The sequence below is a fragment of the Brevibacterium permense genome (assembly GCF_025506275.1).
Lineage (GTDB): Bacteria > Actinomycetota > Actinomycetes > Actinomycetales > Brevibacteriaceae > Brevibacterium > Brevibacterium permense_A.
Map to the genome: position 1 here is coordinate 36275 of NZ_QYCP01000094.1, position 21874 is coordinate 58148.

Annotated in this window: 19 protein-coding genes; 6 read left to right on the top strand and 13 right to left on the bottom strand. The window is 63.4% G+C overall.

All coding sequences use genetic code 11. From position 1 onward, the window contains the following. Positions 1-41: 41 nt before the first annotated feature. From D3I60_RS15400 to D3I60_RS15415, 4 genes are all read right to left on the bottom strand, one after another. Positions 42-761, bottom strand: coding sequence for a gamma-glutamyl-gamma-aminobutyrate hydrolase family protein (locus D3I60_RS15400; protein WP_262777296.1), 720 nt, complete (start codon positions 759-761; stop codon positions 42-44). Then, positions 758-1579, bottom strand: a complete 822-nt coding sequence (locus D3I60_RS15405) for a substrate-binding periplasmic protein (protein ID WP_262777297.1) — start codon at positions 1577-1579, stop codon at positions 758-760. The genes D3I60_RS15400 and D3I60_RS15405 overlap by 4 nt, the downstream gene beginning before the upstream one ends. Continuing rightward, positions 1513-2991, bottom strand: coding sequence for a glutamine synthetase family protein (locus tag D3I60_RS15410; protein ID WP_262777299.1), 1479 nt, complete (start codon positions 2989-2991; stop codon positions 1513-1515). The genes D3I60_RS15405 and D3I60_RS15410 overlap by 67 nt, the downstream gene beginning before the upstream one ends. 147 nt (positions 2992-3138) lie before the next feature. Then, positions 3139-4347: a cytochrome P450 gene (locus D3I60_RS15415; RefSeq protein ID WP_262777626.1), complete on the bottom strand. Its 1209-nt coding sequence runs from the start codon at positions 4345-4347 to the stop codon at positions 3139-3141. 412 nt (positions 4348-4759) lie between these two features. On the opposite strand from D3I60_RS15415, the gene D3I60_RS15420 reads away from it, so the two are divergent. The 4 genes from D3I60_RS15420 to D3I60_RS15435 all read left to right on the top strand — a co-directional run bounded on the left by D3I60_RS15420 (position 4760) and on the right by D3I60_RS15435 (position 8154). Next, on the top strand, positions 4760-6100 hold the full coding sequence (locus D3I60_RS15420; protein ID WP_262777301.1) for an FAD-dependent oxidoreductase: 1341 nt from the start codon (positions 4760-4762) through the stop codon (positions 6098-6100). Positions 6101-6102: 2 nt separating this feature from the next. Further along, positions 6103-6555, top strand: a complete 453-nt coding sequence (locus tag D3I60_RS15425; RefSeq protein WP_262777303.1) for a flavodoxin domain-containing protein — start codon at positions 6103-6105, stop codon at positions 6553-6555. 106 nt (positions 6556-6661) lie between these two features. Further along, a complete protein-coding gene (locus D3I60_RS15430) occupies positions 6662-7426 on the top strand; it encodes a FadR/GntR family transcriptional regulator (RefSeq protein ID WP_262777304.1) in 765 nt (254 codons plus the stop codon). Positions 7427-7437: 11 nt separating this feature from the next. Next, a complete protein-coding gene (locus tag D3I60_RS15435) occupies positions 7438-8154 on the top strand; it encodes a cache domain-containing protein (protein WP_262777306.1) in 717 nt (238 codons plus the stop codon). A 123-nt stretch (positions 8155-8277) separates the two neighbouring features. On the opposite strand, the gene D3I60_RS15440 is transcribed toward D3I60_RS15435, so the two are convergent. The 7 genes from D3I60_RS15440 to D3I60_RS15470 form a co-directional block, all read right to left on the bottom strand. Beyond that, positions 8278-9774: an APC family permease gene (locus D3I60_RS15440; RefSeq protein WP_262777307.1), complete on the bottom strand. Its 1497-nt coding sequence runs from the start codon at positions 9772-9774 to the stop codon at positions 8278-8280. A 512-nt stretch (positions 9775-10286) separates the two neighbouring features. Further along, complete coding sequence (locus D3I60_RS15445) at positions 10287-11042, bottom strand: iron ABC transporter ATP-binding protein (RefSeq protein ID WP_262777309.1); 756 nt, start codon at positions 11040-11042, stop codon at positions 10287-10289. Further along, positions 11039-12067 (bottom strand): iron chelate uptake ABC transporter family permease subunit, encoded by a 1029-nt coding sequence (locus tag D3I60_RS15450; RefSeq protein WP_262777628.1) that lies wholly within the window; start codon positions 12065-12067, stop codon positions 11039-11041. Before D3I60_RS15450 ends, D3I60_RS15445 begins: the two co-directional genes overlap by 4 nt. Before the next feature lie 153 nt (positions 12068-12220). After that, positions 12221-13303: an ABC transporter permease gene (locus D3I60_RS15455; RefSeq protein ID WP_262777311.1), complete on the bottom strand. Its 1083-nt coding sequence runs from the start codon at positions 13301-13303 to the stop codon at positions 12221-12223. Further along, positions 13303-14292: a siderophore ABC transporter substrate-binding protein gene (locus D3I60_RS15460; RefSeq protein ID WP_262777313.1), complete on the bottom strand. Its 990-nt coding sequence runs from the start codon at positions 14290-14292 to the stop codon at positions 13303-13305. Before D3I60_RS15460 ends, D3I60_RS15455 begins: the two co-directional genes overlap by 1 nt. A gap of 168 nt (positions 14293-14460) precedes the next feature. Beyond that, positions 14461-15426: an inositol monophosphatase family protein gene (locus tag D3I60_RS15465; protein ID WP_262777315.1), complete on the bottom strand. Its 966-nt coding sequence runs from the start codon at positions 15424-15426 to the stop codon at positions 14461-14463. Between the two features lie 502 nt (positions 15427-15928). Beyond that, positions 15929-16081, bottom strand: coding sequence for a hypothetical protein (locus D3I60_RS15470; RefSeq protein ID WP_164742748.1), 153 nt, complete (start codon positions 16079-16081; stop codon positions 15929-15931). A gap of 359 nt (positions 16082-16440) precedes the next feature. Between D3I60_RS15470 and D3I60_RS15475 the strand changes: the two genes are divergently transcribed. After that, complete coding sequence (locus D3I60_RS15475) at positions 16441-19515, top strand: FAD-binding and (Fe-S)-binding domain-containing protein (RefSeq protein WP_440588584.1); 3075 nt, start codon at positions 16441-16443, stop codon at positions 19513-19515. A 30-nt stretch (positions 19516-19545) separates the two neighbouring features. On the opposite strand, the gene D3I60_RS15480 is transcribed toward D3I60_RS15475, so the two are convergent. Together D3I60_RS15480 and D3I60_RS15485 are read right to left on the bottom strand one after the other, a co-directional pair. Then, positions 19546-19935 (bottom strand): universal stress protein, encoded by a 390-nt coding sequence (locus tag D3I60_RS15480; RefSeq protein ID WP_101546446.1) that lies wholly within the window; start codon positions 19933-19935, stop codon positions 19546-19548. Positions 19936-20070: 135 nt separating this feature from the next. Further along, positions 20071-21126, bottom strand: a complete 1056-nt coding sequence (locus tag D3I60_RS15485) for a helix-turn-helix transcriptional regulator (protein WP_262777320.1) — start codon at positions 21124-21126, stop codon at positions 20071-20073. A gap of 125 nt (positions 21127-21251) precedes the next feature. Here D3I60_RS15485 and D3I60_RS15490 point away from each other — a divergent pair, with 125 nt between their 5' ends. Beyond that, a complete protein-coding gene (locus D3I60_RS15490) occupies positions 21252-21854 on the top strand; it encodes a DinB family protein (RefSeq protein WP_262777322.1) in 603 nt (200 codons plus the stop codon). The last annotated feature ends 20 nt before the right edge of the window (positions 21855-21874 follow it).

Genomic DNA, 21874 nt, shown 5'->3' on the forward strand with positions numbered 1-21874 from the left:
GGCTGATACCGCGCACCGAGCCGTTTGGCTGCGGTGTTGGTTCAGATGGCTGCCCTGAGGCGACTGTGCATGCGCTCTCTCGCCTGAGCAATCACCCAGTCAAAGAGTGCGCTGTCGACGGGCTCGCTCTCCGCACGGTCTTCGGGGTGCCATTGCACCGCCACGATCGCATGGTCCGGATCCTCGACGGCTTCGATGCAGCCGTCCACGGCACGGGCAGTGACCTGCAGACCCTCGCCGAGGCGGTCGATGGCCTGATGGTGATAGCTGGAGACGTCGACCGCACCGGCCAGACCGAGGGCTTCGGCCAGTCTCGATCCCTCCGTCACCTCGACCGCATGGACGGCTCCGACATGGTCGACGCCGGCGTCGGGCCAATGCTGATAGAGGCTGCCTCCGCGTTCGACGTTCCACAGTTGGAGTCCGCGGCAGATGAGCAAGGTGGGAATGCCCTGTTCTTCAGCGGCCGCTATCGCGCGTGAATCGGCGTCATCCTGGTCGGCGAAGTCCGTGCCCGCGTACGCCTCATCGGGTTCCTGCCCATACCGTCTCGGATCGATATCCGAACCGCCCGGCAGCACGATGCCGTCGACACGGGACAGCAGTCCGCTGGTCACGACCGGTGGAATGATGACCGGTTCTCCTCCGGCCTGGGCAATGGCACGGAGCACAGCATCCGCCACGACGCTTCCGGAACGACGCAGCCCATTCACCTGTGCCGACGACATCGCAGGGACGCCGATGAGCGGCTTCTCACTCACGCCGAAGCTCCTTGGGAATCAACGGCGGCAGAAGTCGTCGCCTGTCCCGCTTCGAGTGTCTCGGCGGGGAACGGGAGATGAGGCATCCAGGCCGACCACACACGTTCGAGTGAGCCGTCCTCGATGACCTGCCGGATCCCTGCATCAAGTCGCGCCAGCAGGTCCGGTCGTTCCTTGGAGACTCCGACGCCCCAGGGGTTCCGTGTCTGGGCCGTGAAGGCGAGATCGAACTCCGGCTCATCGCCGAGGGGAACGGTGACCACATCGTCGTCGACCATCGCGTCGACGGTGTGGTCGCGGACTGCTTGGATCATGTCGCCGAAGACATCATCGGTGGGACCGAATGGAACAAGTTCGGCTCCGGCAAATGTTTCGGCCAATGCCATGTTCGCGCTGCCTTCGATCGCTGCGACCCTGTATCCGTTGAGGTCCTCCGGACCGCGGGCAGGATCGCCGGCCCGCACCAGCACGGATTCGTTGAATACGGCATAGGGACGGGTGAAGTCGAGCTGTGCCACGCGGGAAGGAATGACTCCCTGCCCGCACCACACGCCGTCAGACTCACCGCGCTGGACCGACGGAATCATGTCGTCCCAAGCCACCACGTGCCATTCGAGGCCGAGGCCGAGAGCATCGGCGACCAGCGCGGCGGCTTCAGGCTCATAGCCGGTGCGGGTCGCTCCGCCGTCGATGGATTTGTCGAACAGAGGCGCGGCGGCCGAATCGATGCACGCCAAGCGCAGAACCCCGCTCACGGGATTGCCTGCCAGTACTGGTCGAACTCCCATTGCGTGAGCGCGCCACAGTACTGCGCCCATTCGTTCTCCTTCATCTCGAGATAGGTGTCTGCGAGCTGAGGAGGCAGCGCTGTGCGGATGAACTCGTTGTCGCGGAACGCCCCGACGGCGTCACCGAGTGTCCGCGGCAGATCGATGCCCTTCGCTCCCGCTTCCGGCGGTTCGACCTGGTTGCCGATTCCATCTGCTGCGGCAGCAGCCAGCAGCGCGTGGGAAAGGTAGGGATTGACCGAGGCATCGGGGACCCGGACTTCTGCGCGCCCGTTCGAGGAGATGCGGATCATCGAGGCACGATCGTCCAGACCCCAGTCGGCGGTGGCCGGAGCGAACTGGCCCGGATCCCAGAAGCGCTTGTACGAATTCACGGTAGAGGCGAAGATGAGCATCATCGCGGGGGCGTTCTTGATGATGCCACCGACGACCCAGCGTCCGATCTGCGAGAGGTGGAGGTCCTTGACTCCCACATCCTCGAAGGTGTTGCGGCCGCTTTCGTCCCACAGTGAGATGTTGTGGTGGCATCCTGCGCCCATCTCGCCGATGAACGGTTTGGGCATGAAGGAGGCTTCGACGTCGAACTCGCGGGCGACCTGGGAGCAGATCTGGCGATAGGTGACCAGGCGGTCCGCGGTCCGCTCGATCTCGTCGAAATTCCAGTTGAGCTCAATCTGCCCTTTGTCCTCGTAGTCGCCTTCGATCATGTCGAAGCCAAGGGCATTCGCGTATTCGTGGACGCGTTTGTAGATGGGACGCATGCCTTCGAGGTATTCGACCTGGTAGGCGGGGTTGTAACCCGGAATCGTCTTCGGCTTGATCGACTCTCCGACCCACACCATCTCCGGTTCGGTTCCCGACTTCATGGTCAGTCCGAAGTGATCTTTGAGCAGCTGGTGCGTGCGCTTCATATGGGCGCGAGAATCATGGAAGTTGGGTCGCCCGGCGATCTCGCCGAGGTGGTCCGGCTCGTAGGTCGAGCAGAATATCCGCCCGATCGACTGGTCCCAGGGGAGCTGATTGAACGACTCCGGTTCGGGCATTGCGACGAATTCCTTCGACCGGATGTCGGCGCCGATGGGGTTGCCGAACACGTCGTTCTGGAAGTCCATGAGGGCGTTTCGGGTGAAGTTCACACCCTTGTCCAGATTGCGCACGATGTGCTTGGCCGGCACCACCTTCGCGACGGTGCGCGACCGCAGCGTCGGGACCATGTAGTAGAGGTATTCGACGCCCGAACGCTCGATCTTTTCCTTGATCTCCTCGACGGTGTCATTGTCCATGTTCGCCAAATGGTGGCGTTCGAGTGCGCTGTTGTCGAAGAGATCGTTCTGAATTGAGGTCTTGAATGCCTCGGCGAGGTTCGTGTCGGACGAATCTCTCCGGCGCAGGATCTCCTGCAAGCACGGATCTTCAGTGGTGGGCGGGGTCGTGATGGTCATCATTCCTCTTCTCGCGAACCGTCGACGATGCCGGTTTCTGTGTCCGGCTGGTGCCGAAGTTGTGTGCGGTCGATGGTGAGTTGGGCGTTTCGCCGGGCTGGTGGGTTCTCATCGTTCTGAGCTGCCGGCGTGCCGGGCTTTCGATTCTCAGCTCCGGACGTCGAACGTCAGCGGCAGGCTGATCGGTCCGGTGTTCCCCGAGTCCGGCAGCCAACTGTCGCCTCCGGGGCAGGCGAGATTGGTGATTGTGGCGGCCAGCAGCGGCAGAGCCTGGCTCATATCGGCTCTCGCGATGTAGTGGCCCAGGCAGTGATGGATCCCGCCGCCGAACGTGAAGTGGGGCTTTCTGTCCTCAGCCGTGATGTCGATATCGGGATCGGGATAGGCGCGTTCATCGGTACCGGAACTATGGGTGAACAGATGGACCGTTGTGCCGGCTTCGAAGTGCACGCCCTGGAAGTCGAAATCCTCGATGACTTCCCGGGTCACCCAACGCGTCGTCGGATTGACGCGCAGCACTTCTTCCAGCGCCTGCTTGGCCAGCTCGGGCCGCTGTGCGAGGCTCTCCCACTGATCGGGGTTCCGGATGAATGTCTGGATAGCCAGACCAAGCTGGTTGCGGGTGGTGTCCATCCCGCCGAAGAGCATGAGCACGAGGGCATTGCGAAGCTCGTCGGCGTCCAGCTTGTCTCCCGACTCACTGAAGTGGACGAGGCGAGACACGACATCCTGACCGGGCTCAGCCCGCCGTTCCTCGATGAGGTCTTCGACGAAGGCGTACAGCTCCCTCACCGCTTCATCGACTTCGTCGATCTTCTCCTTGACCTCGACCGACAGCGCGTAGCCCACGGTGTTCGCACGGGAGGCGATGAATGGCCAGTGTTTGTGGTCGAGACCCATCATCGCGCACAGCGCACGCGTTGCGAACGGTTCGGCGAAGTCGCGCACGAAGTCGCATACGCCGTTGTCGACGAAGGCGGCGATGAGCTCTTCGGCGATCTCTGCGAATTCCGGTTCGAGCTTGCGCGCCATCGACGGCGAGAACGCAGGGTTGAGGAGTCGGCGGATGCGGTGGTGCTCATCGCTCTCGAGGACGAGCAGATTCCGCCTCCACCATTCGTGGAACGCGCCCGAGAGGACGCCGTGATGATCGGGCCACCGCGCGCTGCCCTGTGAGAGCTTCTGATCCTTGAGGAGGGCGGCGACCTCGTCATAGCGCAGCACTGCGAAGCCGTAGTTGGTCTTGGCGATCCATGACTGCTCCCGTGCGTCTCTGACCTGTTCTGAGGCCATGGCGAACGCCGGGTCCGAGATGTCGAGATACGGAATCTCTGCTGTATCGACCGTGGTGGTCATCGTGTTCACACTCCCGCGAATCCTCGTTGATCTACGCCTGAACTAAACATTCATTTATGAATGAATGATCTTTATGAATCAAATCACAGTCCCCGCGGTCCCGCAAGACCTCAACGGCAATTTCCAAACCCCGCCGGCAGACTCGACAGCACCGGCCAAAGCCCACGATCACTGATTTTCAGACCTACTTCGACGGCAAGGCCATGCCAGCCGGCAGAGAAGATCTGGCTGCGAGGGGTTGCCGAAACCACAGCGATCCGCAATGATTGAAAAACAGATGTTATTGATTCCTGTTCCCGATCGCTGGCAGATGTCCCGAATCTAACGTCACTGACGGTTCCGGCGATCACGACGACTGGTGGACGATCACCGGAGTTCAATGGAGAAATCGTCGACCGATGGAGGCCGAACAATGAATGCCCAGACACCTCGACGCATCGCCGTCATAGGCAGCGGGCCGGGCGGCTGCTTCACAGCGCAAGCGCTGAGACGTCACTGGAAAGATGCAGAGATCACGATTTTCGATCGTCTCGCCGCACCCTACGGACTCATCCGCTATGGAGTTGCCGCCGACCACCAGCACACGAAGGCCGTGACCCGGCAGTTCGATCGCAACTTCGGCTCAGAGGACTTCCGCTTCGCCGGAAACGTCGAGGTCGGCCGCGACATCGACCTGGCCGAACTGCGCGACGCCTTCGACATCGTCGTCCTCGCCACGGGGCGCTGGCGCGATCGTGCGCTCACGGTTCCGGGATCGCATCTGGACGGAGTGCTCGTCGCCGGCGACATCGTCAATGCCCTCAACACGGTTCCCCGACCTAACCTGCCGATGCCTGACATCGGCGAACGAGTCGTGGTCGTGGGAGCAGGCAACGTCGCTCTCGATATGGTGCGGTTCCTCATCAAGACCGCGTCCGACTACGTCGACAGCGACATCAGCCCAGAGGCCCTCGATGCCTATTTGGCGCGCCCCGCACGCGAAATCACGGTGCTCAGCCGCTCGCCGATCGCTTCGGCCAAGGCCGATGTCGCCATGGTCCGCGAACTCGGCAGAATCCCCGGAGTCGCCTTCACGGTCGACAATTCGTCCACGGCAGCCGAGGACAATACTCTCGGTCGTAAGCGAGAAGCGGCCTTCGCGGACCTCTCGGCCATCGTGCCCGAGCAGACTCGCGCGGAGGTCCACTTTGTCTTCGGTGCCACGCCGTCGCGCATCCGGGGCGGCGACCGTGTCGAGTCGGTCCACCTCGCAGAGGCGCCTGCCGGAGTGCCCGGCGTCATCGAGGCCGATACTGTCATCTCGGCGATCGGCTTCGACGTCAATGCGCCCGGCCACTGGCACTATGCCGAAGAGTACGACTTCGCCCCGTCCGACGGACCGGGCCGGCTCGAATGCGGTCTCTACCGCGCTGGCTGGCTCAAGCGAGGCCCGGTCGGAGCCATTCCTGCCAATCGCGCCGACGCGCATCAGGTCGCGAAGGAGATCATCGCCGACGTCGAGTCGGGCAGGTGCCCGATCGGAGTCGATCCCGGCGGATTCGAATCGCTTCCCGACGCGCTCCGCAGCCAGGCAGTGAGCTTCGCTGACTGGCAGAACGTCGATGCCGCGGAAGTGGCCAACGCCCAACCCTCGCGAGTCCGGACGAAGTTCCGCACTCATGCCGAGATGCTCGACACCGTCGCGGAACTCCGAGCGAACGGCACTGCCGCCGACACTCATACCGCCCCCTCACGACCTCTGGTGAAAGGATAGTCATGAACATCGTCGTCCTCTATGGAACCGAGTCGGGAAACTCCGAGCTCATCGCTCAGGACCTCTCCGACAAGATCAATGCGGACGGACAGTCCGCCGAAGTATTCGACCTGCAGGACTTCGAACCGGAGTCCATCACGGCAGAGAACTTCTACATCATCGTGTGCTCAACACACGGCGACGGCGAGCTGCCCAACACCGCCCAGGACTTCTTCGCGAAGTTCTCCGATTTCGAGGGCGATCTCACCGGCGTCCGATATGCGATGTTCGGTCTCGGTGACAGCTTCTACGAAGAGACTTACTCACAGGGCAGCGAGCATATCGATCGCCGCTTCACCGAACTCGGTGCAGAACGAGTCGGTGAGTACGGCCGCCACGACGCGTCTTCCTGGGATCTGCCGAGCGATGTCGCGCTCGAGTGGCTGCCCTCGGTCGTCTCCGCCGCGCACGCCTGAGCGCTCGGCCGCCCCGCTCCTGGAGCAATCGCCGAAGCCGCCGGGCTGGTTCCGTCCAGACGGTAGGATCGAGCCAAGCGATGCGACCTCAGGAGGTGCAGGACTGTTGAGCCAGGCATTCAGGTACGTGCTTGCTTCTCACGGATCGAGCGGACCATTCGGCTACGGCGACGCCCTTGCCGATCAGATCGTGTCTGCGATCTCTCTGGGATCGATCTCTGTCGGCGAGCGCCTGCCTGCCGAGGTCGAGCTGGCCGCGGAATTCAATGTCGCCGTAGCGACGCTGCGCAAGAGTCTTGCGCTGCTGCGAGACAAAGGCATCGTCGAAACCCGTCGGGGTCGAGGCGGCGGGACCTTTATCGTCAAAGTCCCCTTCCCCTCCGACGAACAGATCAGCACCTATCTCGCCAGTCTGTCCATCGTGGCCTACCGCGACTACGGCGATGAGCACACCGCCGTCGCCACCGGAATCGTCCGTCTGGCCTGTCAGCGCGCTCATTCCCAAGCCGTCGGCGAACTCCGCCATGCCGCGCAGAGACTCGAGGACGCGACGACGCTGGCTGAATGCTCCGCCGCTGATTCCCGCTTCCACACACAGCTGGGGGTCGTCTCACAATCACCAAGGCTGCTGCGCGCATCCATGCGCCTGCAGAGCGAGATCCTGGCCCTGAAATGGTCTCCTGCCGGAGCAGCTGCACAGAAGCACGAGGTCCTCGCCGACAATGCCGAGATCATCGAAGCTGTCGCCGCTCAGGACATCGACCGGGCCGAGCGTGCGGTCGAAGCGAATATCAGGAAGACTGTCTACAGTCTCATCGACGTCAAGCTGACCATCGAGTCGCACGACGCGAACCAGGCGACGGTGCAGTAAGGAGGAGCGACATGACCGATTCATCGGTGCGTGGCGTTGTGCAGAAACTCTCTGCGTGGGCAGACGGACTGTTCGCCGATCTGGAGGAGCTCGAACGGACGCTCAGCACTCATCTCACAGCTGACTTCGCCGGGGAGCCTCCGTTCGAAGTCGGCCGGACTGCTCGTGCCGGTCTAGGAGCGGCTGTCTCTGATTTCCTCAGCGCACATCCCGGATTCGATGGAGCTGGACTCATCTTCAAGCTCGACCTGCTCGAACCGTCGACCGCCCGCCTGGAGTGGTGGATCACCGACGGTGACGACGTCGCACGAAGGGACTTCATCCTCGATCGCAGCTCGGACCGCTTCTACGACTACGAGTACCTCGAGTGGTTCGAAGGCGGTTTCAACGCCGGGAGCCGGACTTTGGCCGGCCCCTACATCGACCACCTCGGGGTTGATGACTACATTCTCACTCTCACCGTGCCGTGCCATGTCAACGACCGCAGAGTCGGCGTCGCCGGCATGGACATTCTCATGAATGACGTCGAAGCGCAGCTGCTTCGGATACTCGCTCCGCTCGGGCATGGCGCAGCTCTGCTCAGCCGGCACAATCAGGTCCTCGTCGGAAACTCGGGAGAGCTGAGCACCGGTGTGCGCATCGCTGTGATGCCGCCGGGATACTCACGCGTGCCTCTCGACGTGAGCGGTGTGGACCTCAGCCTGCTCCACCACGATGGCGAAAGCTGAGTCGGCGAAAGCTGAGTCGAACAGCCGGCGGCACCTCGACCACCAGAGCGGCTCCTGTCGATATCGACAGGAGCCGCTCTCATTCATCTGCGAGACGATGGTGCCGCCCAGCAGAACCCAGGATCAGTCGAGCTTCGTCAGTTCGGGCACAGCATGAGCGAACTGCGTGGCATCTCCGCCTTCTCGCCCACGGCGCTCGGGGTGGGAAGTGAACAGATACAGTGCACCGATACCGACGACGGCCAACGACATGAGCCCCACAATCCAAGCGTCGTACCAAGGCACATCCGGCACCGGCCACACGACGATGACCATGGCGAAGACCTGATAGACCAACGCTGAGATCGAGATCAGCCATCCCCACTTGCCCATGGTGAACTCGCCGCTGGGCTTCCAGCCCTTCACTCGTGCCCTGATGGAGGCGAACACCACCGAGGCGAAGGCCAGGTAGATGCCGAAGGAGGCGAAGGAGATGATGGCCAGCAGGGCATTCTCGCTCAGCAGGGAGATGAGGATGACGGCCGACGGGATCGCACCGGCCACTATGAGTGCGTACGGAGGAACCGCACGAGTCCGACTGAACTTCGCGAGCAGATGTGAGAACGGAAGCTGGTTGTCCCGCCCCATCGAGTACATCAGACGGGATGCGGCAGCCTGCAGTGAGATCGTGCAGGACAGGAACGACACGAGGACGACCGCCATCACCAGTTTGAAGCCGACCGGGCCGAAGGCTTCCATGAAGATGACGGTGATCGGATCCGGAATCGTTCCGTTGATGATGTCTTCGAAGCTGCCGACGGCCAGGATCAGGCCGAGGGCGATGAACATCGAGGCGAGACCGCCGACGTAGATCGTCATCCGCATAGCTTTGGGGATGACTCGACCAGGGTTGCGCACCTCTTCCGCTACGTCGCCATTGGCTTCGAACCCGTAGTAGAGGTAGATACCCATGATCGCAGCGCCGATGAAAGCGAGCGCGAACGGCGTCTGATCCTGCAGATCTGCCGGGCGGAAGTCCTGGAACAGTACCGACAGGTCATGCTTGCGCACCGTGAACAGCAGCCAGACGCCGATCGCAGCCGTCGCGAAGATCTCGACGACGAATCCGACGAAGGCGACGTTGGCCAGGAACTTCGTCCCGCACAGGTTGGCGATGGTGGCGAGGAAGATGATGAACAGCGCCAACAGGACGTTGGCGATCGGTGACATCTCGATGCCCAGGAGCGCGCCGAGGAAGGGTCCGGCACCGTAGGCGACAGAAGCGATGGTGACGTTGATGGCGATCATGTAGATCCAGCCGCTCATCCACCCCCACTTCTTTCCCCACAGATGTTTGTTCCAGGGGTAGATTCCTCCGGCGATCGGGAACTGGGAGACCACCTCGCCGAAGACAGTCGCGACGAGGAGCTGCCCGGCTCCGGCGAGGATGAGCATCCAGAATGCCGGAGGCCCTGCCAGCGCCATCGACGCGGCAAAGGTCGCATACACGCCGACGACTGGGGACAGATAGGTGAATCCGAGGGCGAGGTTGCCCCAGAAGCCCATATCCCGTTTGAAATCTCCGCCCTCGTCGTGAGCAGTGCTGCCCGCAACGGAGTTGAGTGATGAGTGAGTGTCCATGCTCCCGATTCCTTCTTTGGAGTCGAAGCTCGCCTTGTGCTGCGCCTTCGGTCCGACAACGGTCTGCTCGAACCACGTAGAGGACGTGGACGGTCCCGGCGGAAACGAAGTGTTGGCACGGCAAGGTTCGCTGAACTAAAACCTATGTATATGTTTCTTTAAATGGTCCGGAATCCAAATGGACCGGACCACAAGCCGATGCATTGCGCCCCGAAAAGCCTGAAGTTGAACGTCTCCCCCTTGAAAAGTCACGGCTTCGAGGTTTCTATGAAGAGGCAGTACTTCGGTGTTCTGCCCTGCGGGTCATCAAAATACTATCAATTCTAGATGTTTAAGCAAGGGATTCTCGGCAACAGTTGTGACACAAGTCTCCACGACTCCGGTCAACCGCACATTCGGCACGGACCGCCGATTTCATCTCCACCGGACCACCCCAGCCACCGCACAGGCAGACCTCACCCACGGACAGCCGTCCCCGCCACCAGCAGATCAGCAGCACACAGCCAGAAGCCTCAGAAGTACACCGCCAAGGGGCCGCGGGGGCCGTCGATGACGTCGACGGGGGTGTCGAACACCCTGGACAGCACCTCGCCGGTCATGATCTCTTCGGGCGCACCGAATTCGATGACGGCGCCGTCTTTGACCGCGCATATGTGGTCGGCGTAGTGACCGGCGAAGTTGATGTCGTGGAGGACGATGACGATGGTCCTCCCCATCTCGGCGGCGGCCCGGCGCAGGTGCTGCATCATCTGCACCGATCGCTTCATATCGAGGTTGTTCAACGGCTCATCAAGCAGCACGTAGTCGGTGTCCTGTGCCAACACCATCGCCACGTAGGCGCGCTGCCGCTGCCCACCGGAGAGCTCGTCGAGGAATCGATTCTCCAATTCACCGAGCTCGAGGAAGTCGATCGACTGCGAGATCATCTCCTCATCGGCGGCCGTCAGTCTCCCCTTCGAATGCGGGAAGCGACCGAAGCCGACGAGCTGGCGGATCGTCAGACGAGTGATGAAGTGATTCTCCTGCCGCAGGATGGACACGATCTTCGCGAGATCCTTCGACTTCGTCGAGCTGACGTCATAACCGGCCACCGAGATCGCGCCGGAATCCATTCCGAGCAGCCGCCCGATCATCGTCAGCAGAGTCGACTTTCCGGCACCGTTCGGCCCGACCAGGGCGGTGACTCCTCCGGCCGGGATCTGCAGATCGACGGGCCCGATCGAGACTTCGTCGTCGTAGGATTTGCGGACCGATTCGAGCGTGATCACAGGCGCCCCTTTCTCAGGATGACGAACAGGAAGGCGCCGCCGCCGACGATCTCGATGATGATCGACACGACCCCCTCGGCGTAGAAGATGTTCTTCATGACGAAGTACGCCCCACCCAGAACCACGAAGCCGAGGAGCGCGGCCATCGGGAAGAGACGTTTGTGGTCATAGGTGTCGGCGAACTGGTAGGCGAGCATCGCGACGAGGAATCCGAGGAAGACCATCGGCCCGATCATCGACACGGACACCGCCATGAGGATGGAGACGAAGAAGAGAACCTTGAGCAGCTCGCCCTTGTAGTTGAGCCCCAGATTGCGAGTCATGTCCCGGCCCAGCGCCATCACATTCAAGCGTGAGGAACAGAGGTAGAGCCCGAGGCAGGCCAGCACGCACAGCGGGATCGATACAGGAAGGTAGCTCGAATCCGAATTCGAGATCGACCCGAACAGGCGGGCGGAGAGGACGTCGAACTCGCTCGGCGTCAGCGTCCGCTGCATGAATGTCGCCACCGATCCGAGGCCGCCGCCGATGACCACGCCGATGAGCAGCATGAGCGCCACCGAGGAATGCCGTCCCGACAGCAGCCACCCGTAGAGCGCCAGAGACAACCCGACCATGAGCACCAACTGGACGACAAAGGGCACGAGTCCCTTGAGTTCGACGATCGCCGTGACCCCGAAGAAGTACATCGCCGAGGTCTGGATCGCCACGTAGAGGGATTCGAATCCCATGATCGAGGGCGTGATGATCCGGTTGTTCGTCACCGTCTGAAAGGCGACCGTGCCGAACGACTGGCACAGCGCCACCATGGCGATGACGACGAGGTTCGTCAGACGCAGCTCCGCGATCAGCCAGAATCCCGGGTCCGTGATCGGCATCGGATTGTCCCAGGCCAGGATGCCCAGAGCGATCCCCGCCGAGGCGACCGAGAGAACGATGATCATCGTCCAGTAGCGACGCGCCGACTTCGCCGTCGGAAGCGGACCCGACGACCTGCGGACAGAGGCAGACTCGCGCCGAGGCAGCCCACTGTCGCGTACGCCTGCACCGGAGCGATCTCCGCTGGCTTCGCTCGCGGAGCTCAGACGATCCCCACCGGGAACGTCGGTGACCGCGGTCGGGTCGACCGCCTCGGTGCCGGTGCCAGCCGGGGATTCGTCCTTCGCACGCACCGGAACTCACCCGACCTTTCGCTGACGCAGGAGCAGGGCGACGAACACGGCGGCCCCCACGACACCGAGAATGAGGGAGACGGGCACCTCGAAGGGCATGACGATGATCCTGCCGATGAGGTCGCAGATGGTGACGATCGCGATGCCGAGCAGACACACCCAGGGCAGGTTCGAGCGCAGGTCGTCGCCGCGGATGAGAGAGACGATGTTCGGCACGATGAGGCCGAGGAACGGCAGGTTGCCGACGACGACGGTGACCACTCCGGTCGCAATCGCCACGAACACGGTGCCCAGCAGCAGGATCTGGGTGTAGTTGAGACCGACGTTGGTGGCGATCTCCTTGCCGAGCCCTGCCACGGTGAAGCGGTCGGCGAGGATGAAGATGGCGACGACGACGGCCGCGACGATCCACAGAGTCTCGTACTGGCCGCGCAGGATCGACGTGAAGCTGCCGGCGAACCAGATGCCCAGCGACTGCAGCATATCCGTCTGCACCGCGATGAAGGTCGAGACGGCGCCGACGACGGCGCCGAGCATGATGCCGACGATGGGCACGATGAGCGAGGATTTCAGAGAGACGCGGCGCAGGAAGACGAAGAAGACGAGGGTGCCGACGAACGCGGCGATGATCGCGCCGACCATTCGCGCGACGATCGAGGCGTCGGGGTAGACGATGACGGTGAGCATGAGGCCGAGCCCGGCCCATTCGGTGGTGCCGGTCGTCGTCGGCTCGACGAAGCGGTTCTGGGTCAGCAGCTGCATGACAAGTCCGCACATCGCCATGGCGGCGCCGGACAGGACGAGTGCGATCGTACGCGGGATCCGCGTGATCTGGAACATCTCGGCCCCGCCGTCACCGCCGAAGATGTCGTAGACGCCGGTGAGCAGCGAGAGCGCGAGGAGGATGGCGACCCCGACGATGCCCAACAGCAGGGGCCATCCGAACAGAGGTGCCTTCGCCGAGGCGACCCCACGTGCGGACGGGGCTGCCGTCCCGCTGGGGGACGGATCGACCGTTCCCTGCGGGGACTCAGCCGTCCGGTTGCGTCGGGCTTCGTTCCGACGTCGGGCCGCCTCGGCGAGGTTCATCACTTCTGAGCTTCGAGCTTGTCGGCGAAGTCGTTGAAGAACTCGGTGTACGTCTGGATGCCTTCGTTGAGGTAAGTATCCTCAGGGAAGTAGACGATCTTGTCGTCCTTGATCGCAGGAACGTCCTTGAGTGCTTCGGAGTCTTCGAGGACTTCGGCGGCCGGGGCCGAACCTTCGTCGCGTTCTTCGGGCGCGAAGGAGGCGTCGCGATCGAGGACGATCATGAGGTCGGGGTTCGACTTCGCGATGGCTTCGACGGAGACGTCGTCGCCCTGGTGGTCTTCGCTGCCCTCTTCGACCTCGAGGGCCGGGTCGAGGTCGAGGATGTCGAAGACAGGGCCGACGGTGCGGCCGACCGACGGTGCAGCATAGCCGATGTCGCCGGCCGAGGTGATCAGGCCCATGGCCTTGTCGTTGTCGTCGTAGGCTTTCTGGGCACGCTCGATGGAGGCGTCGAAGTCGTCGACGAGCTTCTTCGCTTCATCCTGCTTTCCGAAGACCTCGCCGAGGACCTCGGTCTGGCGGCGCAGCTCGGCATCGAAGTCCTCTTCGTCGCGGGGATCGAGTTCGAGCACGGTTGCTTCGGGGGCCAGCTTGGCCAGGTCGTCATGGAACTGGGCGAATCGCTGACCGTTGACGATGAGATCGGGCTTGGCCTCGACGACCTTCTCGAGGTCGGGTTCGCGGTGGCTGCCGAGGTCGAGGATGGAATCATCCTGCGTGTAGTCGAGGTCGTCGCTCATCAGGGAGACGGCGCCGCCGCTGAGTTCGATGCCCCAGTCGCTGAGCGTCTGGAACGTGCGGTTGTCGGTGGCGACAACGGACTTCGGCGGGGAGGCGACGGTCTGCTTGCCGTTGTTGTCCTCCACCTCGATCGTGGATCCGGAGTCTTCGGCCTGGGCCGAATCGGAGTCTGCCGAGCCGCAGCCGGCCAGAGTCAGAGCGACAACGCCTGCCAGGGCGCTCAATTGAAGGCGAGTCGAAACCATGGAGTCCCACTTTCAGGAATGTACGTATGAGAAAACGTGTGCGCACACTGAAAGTAAGCTTAGCCTATGCTTTGAAAATAAAGTCAAAAAAGTATGACGTTATCTGCATCACACCTGAAGTGAGGTCGGGTGGGCGTGTGGTGGGGTGGGCACGCGGTGGGCCTCAGATCAGATAGCGGCGATGAGGCGGTCGACCTCTTCCTGAGTATCGGCGGCGGCGGTCGGCCCGCCGGATCCTCCGCGACTGACCTTGAGTCCGGCCTCTTCGACGATGACTGCCCCACCGGCGTAGTCGTAGATGCCCAGTCCGCGTTCGGCGTAGCCGTTGACCCGACCTTCGGCGACCATGCACAGGTCGAGTGCCGCCGATCCGCAGCGGCGGATATCGTCGTAGCCGGTCATGAGGTCGTCGAGCTTGGCCAGTTGGGCGCCGCGGTTGCTCAGGGCATAGGCGAATCCGGTGGCCAGGAGCCTGCCGGACAGCCCGGGCGGAGTCCCGTGCAGTCGTCGCGCCGGAATGGCGGAGCCGGCCTCGCGGTGGTCGGCCATGCGTCCGTCGACCCGAAAGGCACCGCGACCGGCAGCTGCCAGCCATGTGGCATTCAATCCCGGCGATGCGACGAGTCCGATCTGCCAGTCGCCGAGTCCGCGGCCGGCAGCTGCCTCATCCGCGGCCGCACAGACTCCGACGGAGAACGCGTGGTGTTCGATATTGCGGACATAGTTGACTGTGCCGTCGATCGGGTCGACATGCCATTCCAGACGCGGACCGTCGTCAGCAGCCTCGTTGAGCGCACCGGTCTCCGGATCGAAAGCGTTGAGTTTGAGCAGGAAGTCCGCCGGGAAGAATTCGACCGGATCAAGGGCTTCCGAACCCTCTTCGCCGACCATGAGGTCATGAGGCCTGACTCGGTTGAGGTAGCCGCGCACAAGCGCCTCGATCTGCGCATCGGCGCGAGTGACGAGGTCATTCGGCGAGGTCTTCGTGTCGACGACACTGGCGTCGAGGCTCGCGCCGAGCAGCGGCCTCCAGGCGAGCATCTGCTCCCACGCCATGAGTGAGAGGTCGGAGGCGATGCGGATCAGAGAGTGGTCGATGATCTCAGCGGGCAGCGATTCGAGCTCGGAGTTCATACGGCTACTCTAGACAACCCACTCCGCATCTCGCCCGAGTGTCCGCCGCCGGCCGGGAACCGCCCAGATCCGCGTCGTGTGTAACAAGACTGCAATACATCGGCGAATATGTACTTCTTGTATCTAAGCTGTCCGAGGCGGTCGGGAACTCCGATTGCACGGCTTTTCCACCGAACTGGAAACGCACCTGAGGTTGTCGGCAGGGCACTTCAGCATCTGATATTTCACAAACAGTCGAAGAGTCGAATCGTGAAGCGATTTCCGCACGCAGGGCAGAATCTTTCTGAAGACTTTCTCAGCCCATCAGCCCTGTTGTCTCCGTTCGTGCAATTCCCGCTTCCGGCTTCACGAAGATTCGGTCGCGGAATCGTCAGAAAACGTCCATGAATCGCACAAGAGCGGTGATCCATATCGAGTGTGGATCACCGCCCTGGTCTCTGCGCGGGAAGTGCGAACGCAGAGGGGGCCGGCGAACGCCGTTGTGCCCCTGTACTCCCTGGGATCAGGCGGGGTCGGCGACTCCGGCCTTCGGCTCGCTGCGCTTGACCGGTCCGTGCCTGCGCACGATCTCCTGAACGGCCTGCGAGGAGGTGCCGGCTGCCTCGGCGATCGCACCGAAGGTCGCGCCTTCTTCGCGGGCGCGCAGAATCGCCATCACATAGTCGGTGTTGATTTTCGAACGCTGCCGTGCGACCTTTCGGACGACGCCGACTAATGCAGTCTGATCAACTGTCAATTCACGAGCTCGACGAGACATGGTTTCTTCCCTTGCATTCATGTAGTGGCCCGTTGCCACGAATTGGTGTAGTCCCATTAGATACCACGAATATGTCAAGACGCCAAGAATTCCCGGATATAGGAACTCAGGCTACTGATTAGCACCGTTCTGAGCACGTAAGATAACGAACGCATAACTTTCCCTGGGGCGGAACGATGACTCTCACTCGCCACCCTCCGCCGTGGAAGGTATCGATGTTCCGGCAATCCAAGTGGCACAATGCGGACATGACGACTATGGCCCATCCCACTGGAGCGAATCGGGCGACCGTCGACGAAGACGAGTCCCAGACAGCGCTTCCCACCGCACTCGCCGAACAGTTCCGCACCGCGGGCATCCGTGATTTCAGCATCGAGGACACCGATCGCGCCGCGTACTCCTCCGACGCTTCGCTCTTCCGGCTCGTTCCTGCCGCCATCGTCTTTCCTCACGACGAAGACGAGGTGGCGCGGATCCTCTCCGTTGCCCGCCGCCTCGGTGTGCCGATCACCAGCCGTGGCGCCGGCACATCGATCGCCGGCAATGCCATCGGCCGCGGCATCGTCCTCGACTTCTCTCTCCATATGAACGCGGTTCTCGACCTCGACTCGGAGGAACAGTCGGCCTGGGTGCAGTCCGGCTGCGTCCACGCTCATCTCCAGAAACAGGCCAAACCGCACGGTCTGCGCTTCGGCCCGGACCCGTCCACCCACACTCGCTGCACGATCGGCGGGATGATCGGCAACAATGCCTGCGGCCCGCGCGCTTTGGGCTACGGCCGCACGGGCGACAACATTCTGGCGCTGAAGATCATGCTCATCGACGGCACCGTCATCACCCTCGATGATTCGGACGCCTCCACGACTTTCCCGCGGCTGCACGAACTCGTGGCACAGAACCTCGGCACCATCCGCACGAACTTCGGCACATTCTCCCGCCAGGTCTCCGGGTACGGGCTCGAGTCCCTCCTCCCGGAGAACGGCTTCGACGTTCGCCGGGCATTCGCCGGCACCGAGGGCACCTGGGGCGTCATCCTGGCGGCGAAGATGCGCCTGGTCAAGGATCCGAGCTTCACCTCGGCGGTCGTCCTCGGCTACGCGGACATGGTCGCCGCCGCCCACGATGCGCCGCTGCTGAAGGACTTTCCCGTCGCCGCCTGTGAGGGACTCGATTCGCGCATGCTCGACCGGGTCATCGACACCAAGGGCGCCGAGGCGGTCCCTCCCCTGCCGGAGGGCGCGGGCTGGCTCGTTGTCGAGCTCACCGGCGAGAACGAGGCAGAGCTCGAGGCCGAGACTCAGCGCCTCATCTCCGAGTCGAAGTCACTCGACTCCGCGGTCCTCGACGCCCAGGCGGCCGCCGAGGTGTGGGCGATCCGTGCCGATGGCGCCGGCCTGGTCTCACGCACGCCCGATGGTCGCGACGCCCACGCGGGATGGGAGGATTCGGCGGTTCCGGTGGACCACCTCGGCGATTATCTGCACGACCTCATGGAGCTGCTCGAGGAGCACGGACTGTGGGCCATTCCCTATGGACACTTCGGTGATGGCTGCCTGCACATGCGCGTGGACTTCCCGCTCGAGGATCCGAACGGCGGGCAGGTGATGCGCGATTTCATGGTCGCGGCCACGAAGCTCGTCGCTCGCTACGGCGGCTCGGTCTCCGGGGAGCACGGGGATGGTCGGGCGCGCTCCGAACTGCTGCGGCTCATGTACGCCCCGGCAGCGCTCGATCTGTTTGCCCAGGTCAAGCGCCTCTTCGATCCTCAGCATCTGCTCAATCCGGGTGTCATCGTCGACCCCGACGCCCTCGACGAATCGATCCGCCTGACTCAGCTGCCGCTGCGTCAGGAGCTGCCCGGCACTCTGGCGATGGCCTATGAAGGCGAGTCCGCCGGCTTCGCCTCGGCGGTCCACCGGTGCACCGGAGTCGGCAAGTGCCGCGCGGATTCGGCAGCCGGCGGCGGCATCATGTGCCCGTCGTATCAGGCCACCCGGGACGAGCGGCATTCGACGCGGGGGCGGGCACGCGTGCTGCAGGAGATGGTGTCCGGCGATCTGCTCGAGCCTCGCTGGGACTCCCCCGAGGTGCACGAAGCCCTCGACCTGTGCCTGTCGTGCAAAGCCTGCGGGACCGAGTGCCCGACCGGCACGGACATGTCCACGTACAAGGCCGAGGTCCTGCACCAGACCTATCAGGGACGGGTGCGGCCGATGAAGCACTATTCGCTCGGGTTCCTTCCACAGCTCGCTCGCCTGGTCACCCCGCTCGCGCCGGTCGTCAACCGGGTGTCGGGGCTGCCGGGGCTGACGACCCTGGCGAAGAAGATGGCCGGCATCGACGTTCGTCGCTCGATCCCGCAGTTCGCGTCCACGACGTTCAGAAAATGGTGGACCACCACCGCCGCCGAGGCGGCACCGGGCTCGCGTGCGAATACCGAGTCTCGCTCGAACGGCGAGGCGCCGGCCGAGGCGTCGTCGCCGGCCTCGGATTCGCTGCGACCGAACGCTGAGGTCGTGCTGTTCGCCGATTCCTGGTCGAACCATTTCGCTCCGCGCATCCTCGCCGCGGCCGTCGCCGTGCTCGAACAGGCCGGCGTGCACGTGCGGGTGATCGATCAGACCGTGTGCTGCGGGCTGCCGCTCATCTCCACCGGTCAGCTCGATGCCGCGAAGGCGAATCTCTCGGAGACGATCACGGCTCTCGATGCCACCGGAGATGTGCCGATCATCGGCGTCGAGCCTTCGTGCTTGGCGACGCTCAAGGACGATTCGCTCAAACTCGTCGCCGATGAGGCTTCGCACCGGGTGGCCGACCGGGTGCAGACTCTGGCCCAGTATCTGCTGAGCATCGGCGCCGAACTGCCGGACCTGTCAGGGATCGAAGCGCTCGTGCAGCCGCATTGTCACCAGTCGGCGATCTTCGGCAACGCGGCAGATAAGGAGCTGTTGGCCAGGGCCGGAGCAAACACGGAGTTCCTCGGCGGGTGCTGTGGTCTGGCCGGGAACTTCGGCGTCGAAGACGGCCATTTCGAGACCTCGGTCGCCGTCGCCGAGGTGGCCCTGCTGCCGGCGCTGCGCAAACGGGGACAAGCCGCCGGCGTGGGGGCTGGGACTGGTTCAGGAGTCGATGCTTCGCCGACCGGTGAGACAGGGTCCGGCACAGATGTGTCGCCGAATCGTGCGACGGAGTCCGATGCAGGCGCCCGGCTGCAGGTCGTGCTTGCCGACGGGTATTCGTGCCGCACGCAGATCAAGGATCTCAGTGACGCCGATGGCGTGTCGTTGGCCGAGCTCCTCGCCTGGGGATGGGGGCTGCAACCGCGGCGATGATCCCGAGGTCAGAGCCGCCTCGGCGAGATTTCAGGCCTTGGCCGTCAGCACCGGGACCTCGGCTTCGAGAAGGATGCGCTGTGCCTGCGAGCCGAGGATGAACTTCCCGATCGCTGAGCGTTTGCGCAGGCCGATGACGATGAGCTGGGCTTCGTATTCTTCGGCGAGGTCGTTGAGCGTGCCGGGCAGATCGTCTTCGTGATCGGGCTGGAGCACCTCGACGTCGACGTCCGATTCCTTGCCGAGGTCGACGATCCGTTTGATCTCGTCCTCACCGATCTCGGTCGGAGCTCCACTGGCACCTCGTCGCTGTGAGTTGATCACGACGGCAGCGCTCGACCGCAGTTTGGCTTCTGCGAATCCCGCGCGCAGAGCAGCCTCACCCTCGGGAGCGGGTAGGTAGCCAATGAGAATCGTCATGGCCCCCAGTATATGGACTCACCCATGATTCGTTCACTTCGGGATCACGCTTCGGTCAGCAACCCGCAACCCCCATTGTCCCAATTACTACCTGACGGCGGCCCAGCAACCTCGCGCGAGGTTGCTGGGCCGCCGTCAGGTAGTTCTAGACGCTTCGACGACCGCCTGTGCTCTCTCTGCGTGGTCGCGCAGGGCGTCGATGAGCTCGGGTGGGTGGAGCACTTCGATCTCGGCGGGGATGGACGCAAGGGTGGCCGCGACCCACCTGAGGTCCCAGAATCCGCAGGTGATGCGCACACCATCGGACGCCTCAGTGATGGTGGCGCTCCGGGTGGGGAACCATTCCTTCGCTTCCCGCGCCGAGGCGGCCGTGCGCAGAACGACGGTGTGCGGGTACGCGGTGGTGGTCACGGCTGCGGACACAGCCGCCTCGGCGTCGGGGTGCTCACGTGGGGTGATGCTCAATGTCGTCGCGTGGACCCAGCTCATCCGGTCGAGGCGGAAGACCCGATGGTCATCGCGATCGAGGTCGAAGGCGAAGAGGTACCAGTGCGCACCGAAGACGACGAGACGGATCGGTTCAACGCGGCGGGGCGTCGAGGGGTGGTCGCCGGTCGGGCCGGCGGACGCTTTGGCAGTCGCGGTGCCGGACGCGTCGGCGATCGGGCAGTCGGCCGGGCCGGTGACGATGCGGTAGTCGACGTCAGGGCGTTGCATCTTCCGGTAGTCGAAGGTCGCGATCGTCGACGCATTGATCGCCGAGGCGAGCGTGATGACCGCGCTGATGTCGACTCCGGGTGCGTGGCCTTCGGAAACAGACACAGCCGTCGAGATATCGGCGACGGTCGCGCGCATCGCCGCCGGGAACATCGTCTGCAGCTTCGTCGTCGCCGATTCCGCGTGTTCGGTGTCCAGGCCCGCTCCGCGCAGGAGTGCCAGGCCGACCGCGGTGGCCAGCGCCTCCCCTGCCTCGAGCTGCAGAGGCGGCAGCACCGTCCGCGATTCGGCGCGATAGCCCCCGGTCAGGCCCGGTGCCGAGGAGATGATGTAGCCGAGACCGCGCAATTCGGCGATATCTCGACGGATGGTTCGTGGGGTGACGCCGAAGCGGTCGGCAAGCTCGACGGCAGTGGAGCTCCTGCCGGATGCGAACAGACCGAGCAGGCTCAAGAGTCGCGTCTCCGACCGCATTCCACCTCCGAACGAGAAACATTCGTCGACCTTGTTGATGCGGACATTATATGTCCGCGTCACATCTGACGATAGGATCACCGCTTCAGCAATCCGGCCGCGGCGGACATCGCATAGGAGAGATCATGCCGTTCTTCACCCCTTCCGTCACGAGCGAAGCCGACGCAGCGTTCACCTACCTCACGCAGCAGTGCACCCAGCTCAAGCTCACGGCTCTGGGCCTGACCGATGAGCAGGCCCGCAGCACGCCGAAGGCCAGTGGATTGAGTATCGCGGGCCTCATCGTTCACGGAGCCCAGGTGGTCAATAACTGGCTCATTCAAGTCAAGGAGCCGACGCGAGAGGTCGGCGAGGACGACTACCGGGCGGTCAACGAAAAGTTGGGGCTGATGGCGATGTTCGACGGGTCCGCTCTCCCCGACCTCGACATCACCGAGGCGGTCGCAATCTTCGACAAGGTCATCGACGGGATCGAAGACGCGAGGGCCGCAGTCGACGACGCAGGGACCGACCTCGGCACCGAAGTTCCGATGCCCTACAACCCGTGGATGCCCAACGATTTCACTATGACCGTGCGCTGGATCCTGTGGCACCTGGCCACCGAGATCGCCCGCCACGCCGGTCACGCGGACATCATCCGCGAGTCGATCGACGGCGCGATCGCCTACCAGCTCAACGCTCAGGCGGACGGCGAACCGTGGCCGCCCGAGGGCATGGACTGGAGCTGAGTCCCCACACGACCCCGCCC

Excerpts from the sequence above, each read along its gene's own strand:
- D3I60_RS15405 (WP_262777297.1), bottom strand. The coding sequence starts at position 1,579 with ATGGGCGCAGTACTGTGGCGCGCTCACGCAATGGGAGTTCGACCAGTA.
- D3I60_RS15410 (WP_262777299.1), bottom strand. The coding sequence starts at position 2,991 with ATGACCATCACGACCCCGCCCACCACTGAAGATCCGTGCTTGCAGGAG.
- D3I60_RS15435 (WP_262777306.1), top strand. The coding sequence starts at position 7,438 with ATGACCGATTCATCGGTGCGTGGCGTTGTGCAGAAACTCTCTGCGTGG.
- D3I60_RS15460 (WP_262777313.1), bottom strand. The coding sequence starts at position 14,292 with ATGGTTTCGACTCGCCTTCAATTGAGCGCCCTGGCAGGCGTTGTCGCT.
- D3I60_RS15475 (WP_440588584.1), top strand. The coding sequence starts at position 16,441 with ATGGCCCATCCCACTGGAGCGAATCGGGCGACCGTCGACGAAGACGAG.
- D3I60_RS15465 (WP_262777315.1), bottom strand. The coding sequence starts at position 15,426 with ATGAACTCCGAGCTCGAATCGCTGCCCGCTGAGATCATCGACCACTCT.
- D3I60_RS15440 (WP_262777307.1), bottom strand. The coding sequence starts at position 9,774 with ATGGACACTCACTCATCACTCAACTCCGTTGCGGGCAGCACTGCTCAC.
- D3I60_RS15455 (WP_262777311.1), bottom strand. The coding sequence starts at position 13,303 with ATGAACCTCGCCGAGGCGGCCCGACGTCGGAACGAAGCCCGACGCAAC.
- D3I60_RS15425 (WP_262777303.1), top strand. The coding sequence starts at position 6,103 with ATGAACATCGTCGTCCTCTATGGAACCGAGTCGGGAAACTCCGAGCTC.
- D3I60_RS15480 (WP_101546446.1), bottom strand. The coding sequence starts at position 19,935 with ATGACGATTCTCATTGGCTACCTACCCGCTCCCGAGGGTGAGGCTGCT.
- D3I60_RS15415 (WP_262777626.1), bottom strand. The coding sequence starts at position 4,347 with ATGACCACCACGGTCGATACAGCAGAGATTCCGTATCTCGACATCTCG.
- D3I60_RS15485 (WP_262777320.1), bottom strand. The coding sequence starts at position 21,126 with ATGCGGTCGGAGACGCGACTCTTGAGCCTGCTCGGTCTGTTCGCATCC.
- D3I60_RS15470 (WP_164742748.1), bottom strand. The coding sequence starts at position 16,081 with ATGGCGATTCTGCGCGCCCGCGAAGAAGGCGCGACCTTCGGTGCGATC.
- D3I60_RS15490 (WP_262777322.1), top strand. The coding sequence starts at position 21,252 with ATGCCGTTCTTCACCCCTTCCGTCACGAGCGAAGCCGACGCAGCGTTC.
- D3I60_RS15420 (WP_262777301.1), top strand. The coding sequence starts at position 4,760 with ATGAATGCCCAGACACCTCGACGCATCGCCGTCATAGGCAGCGGGCCG.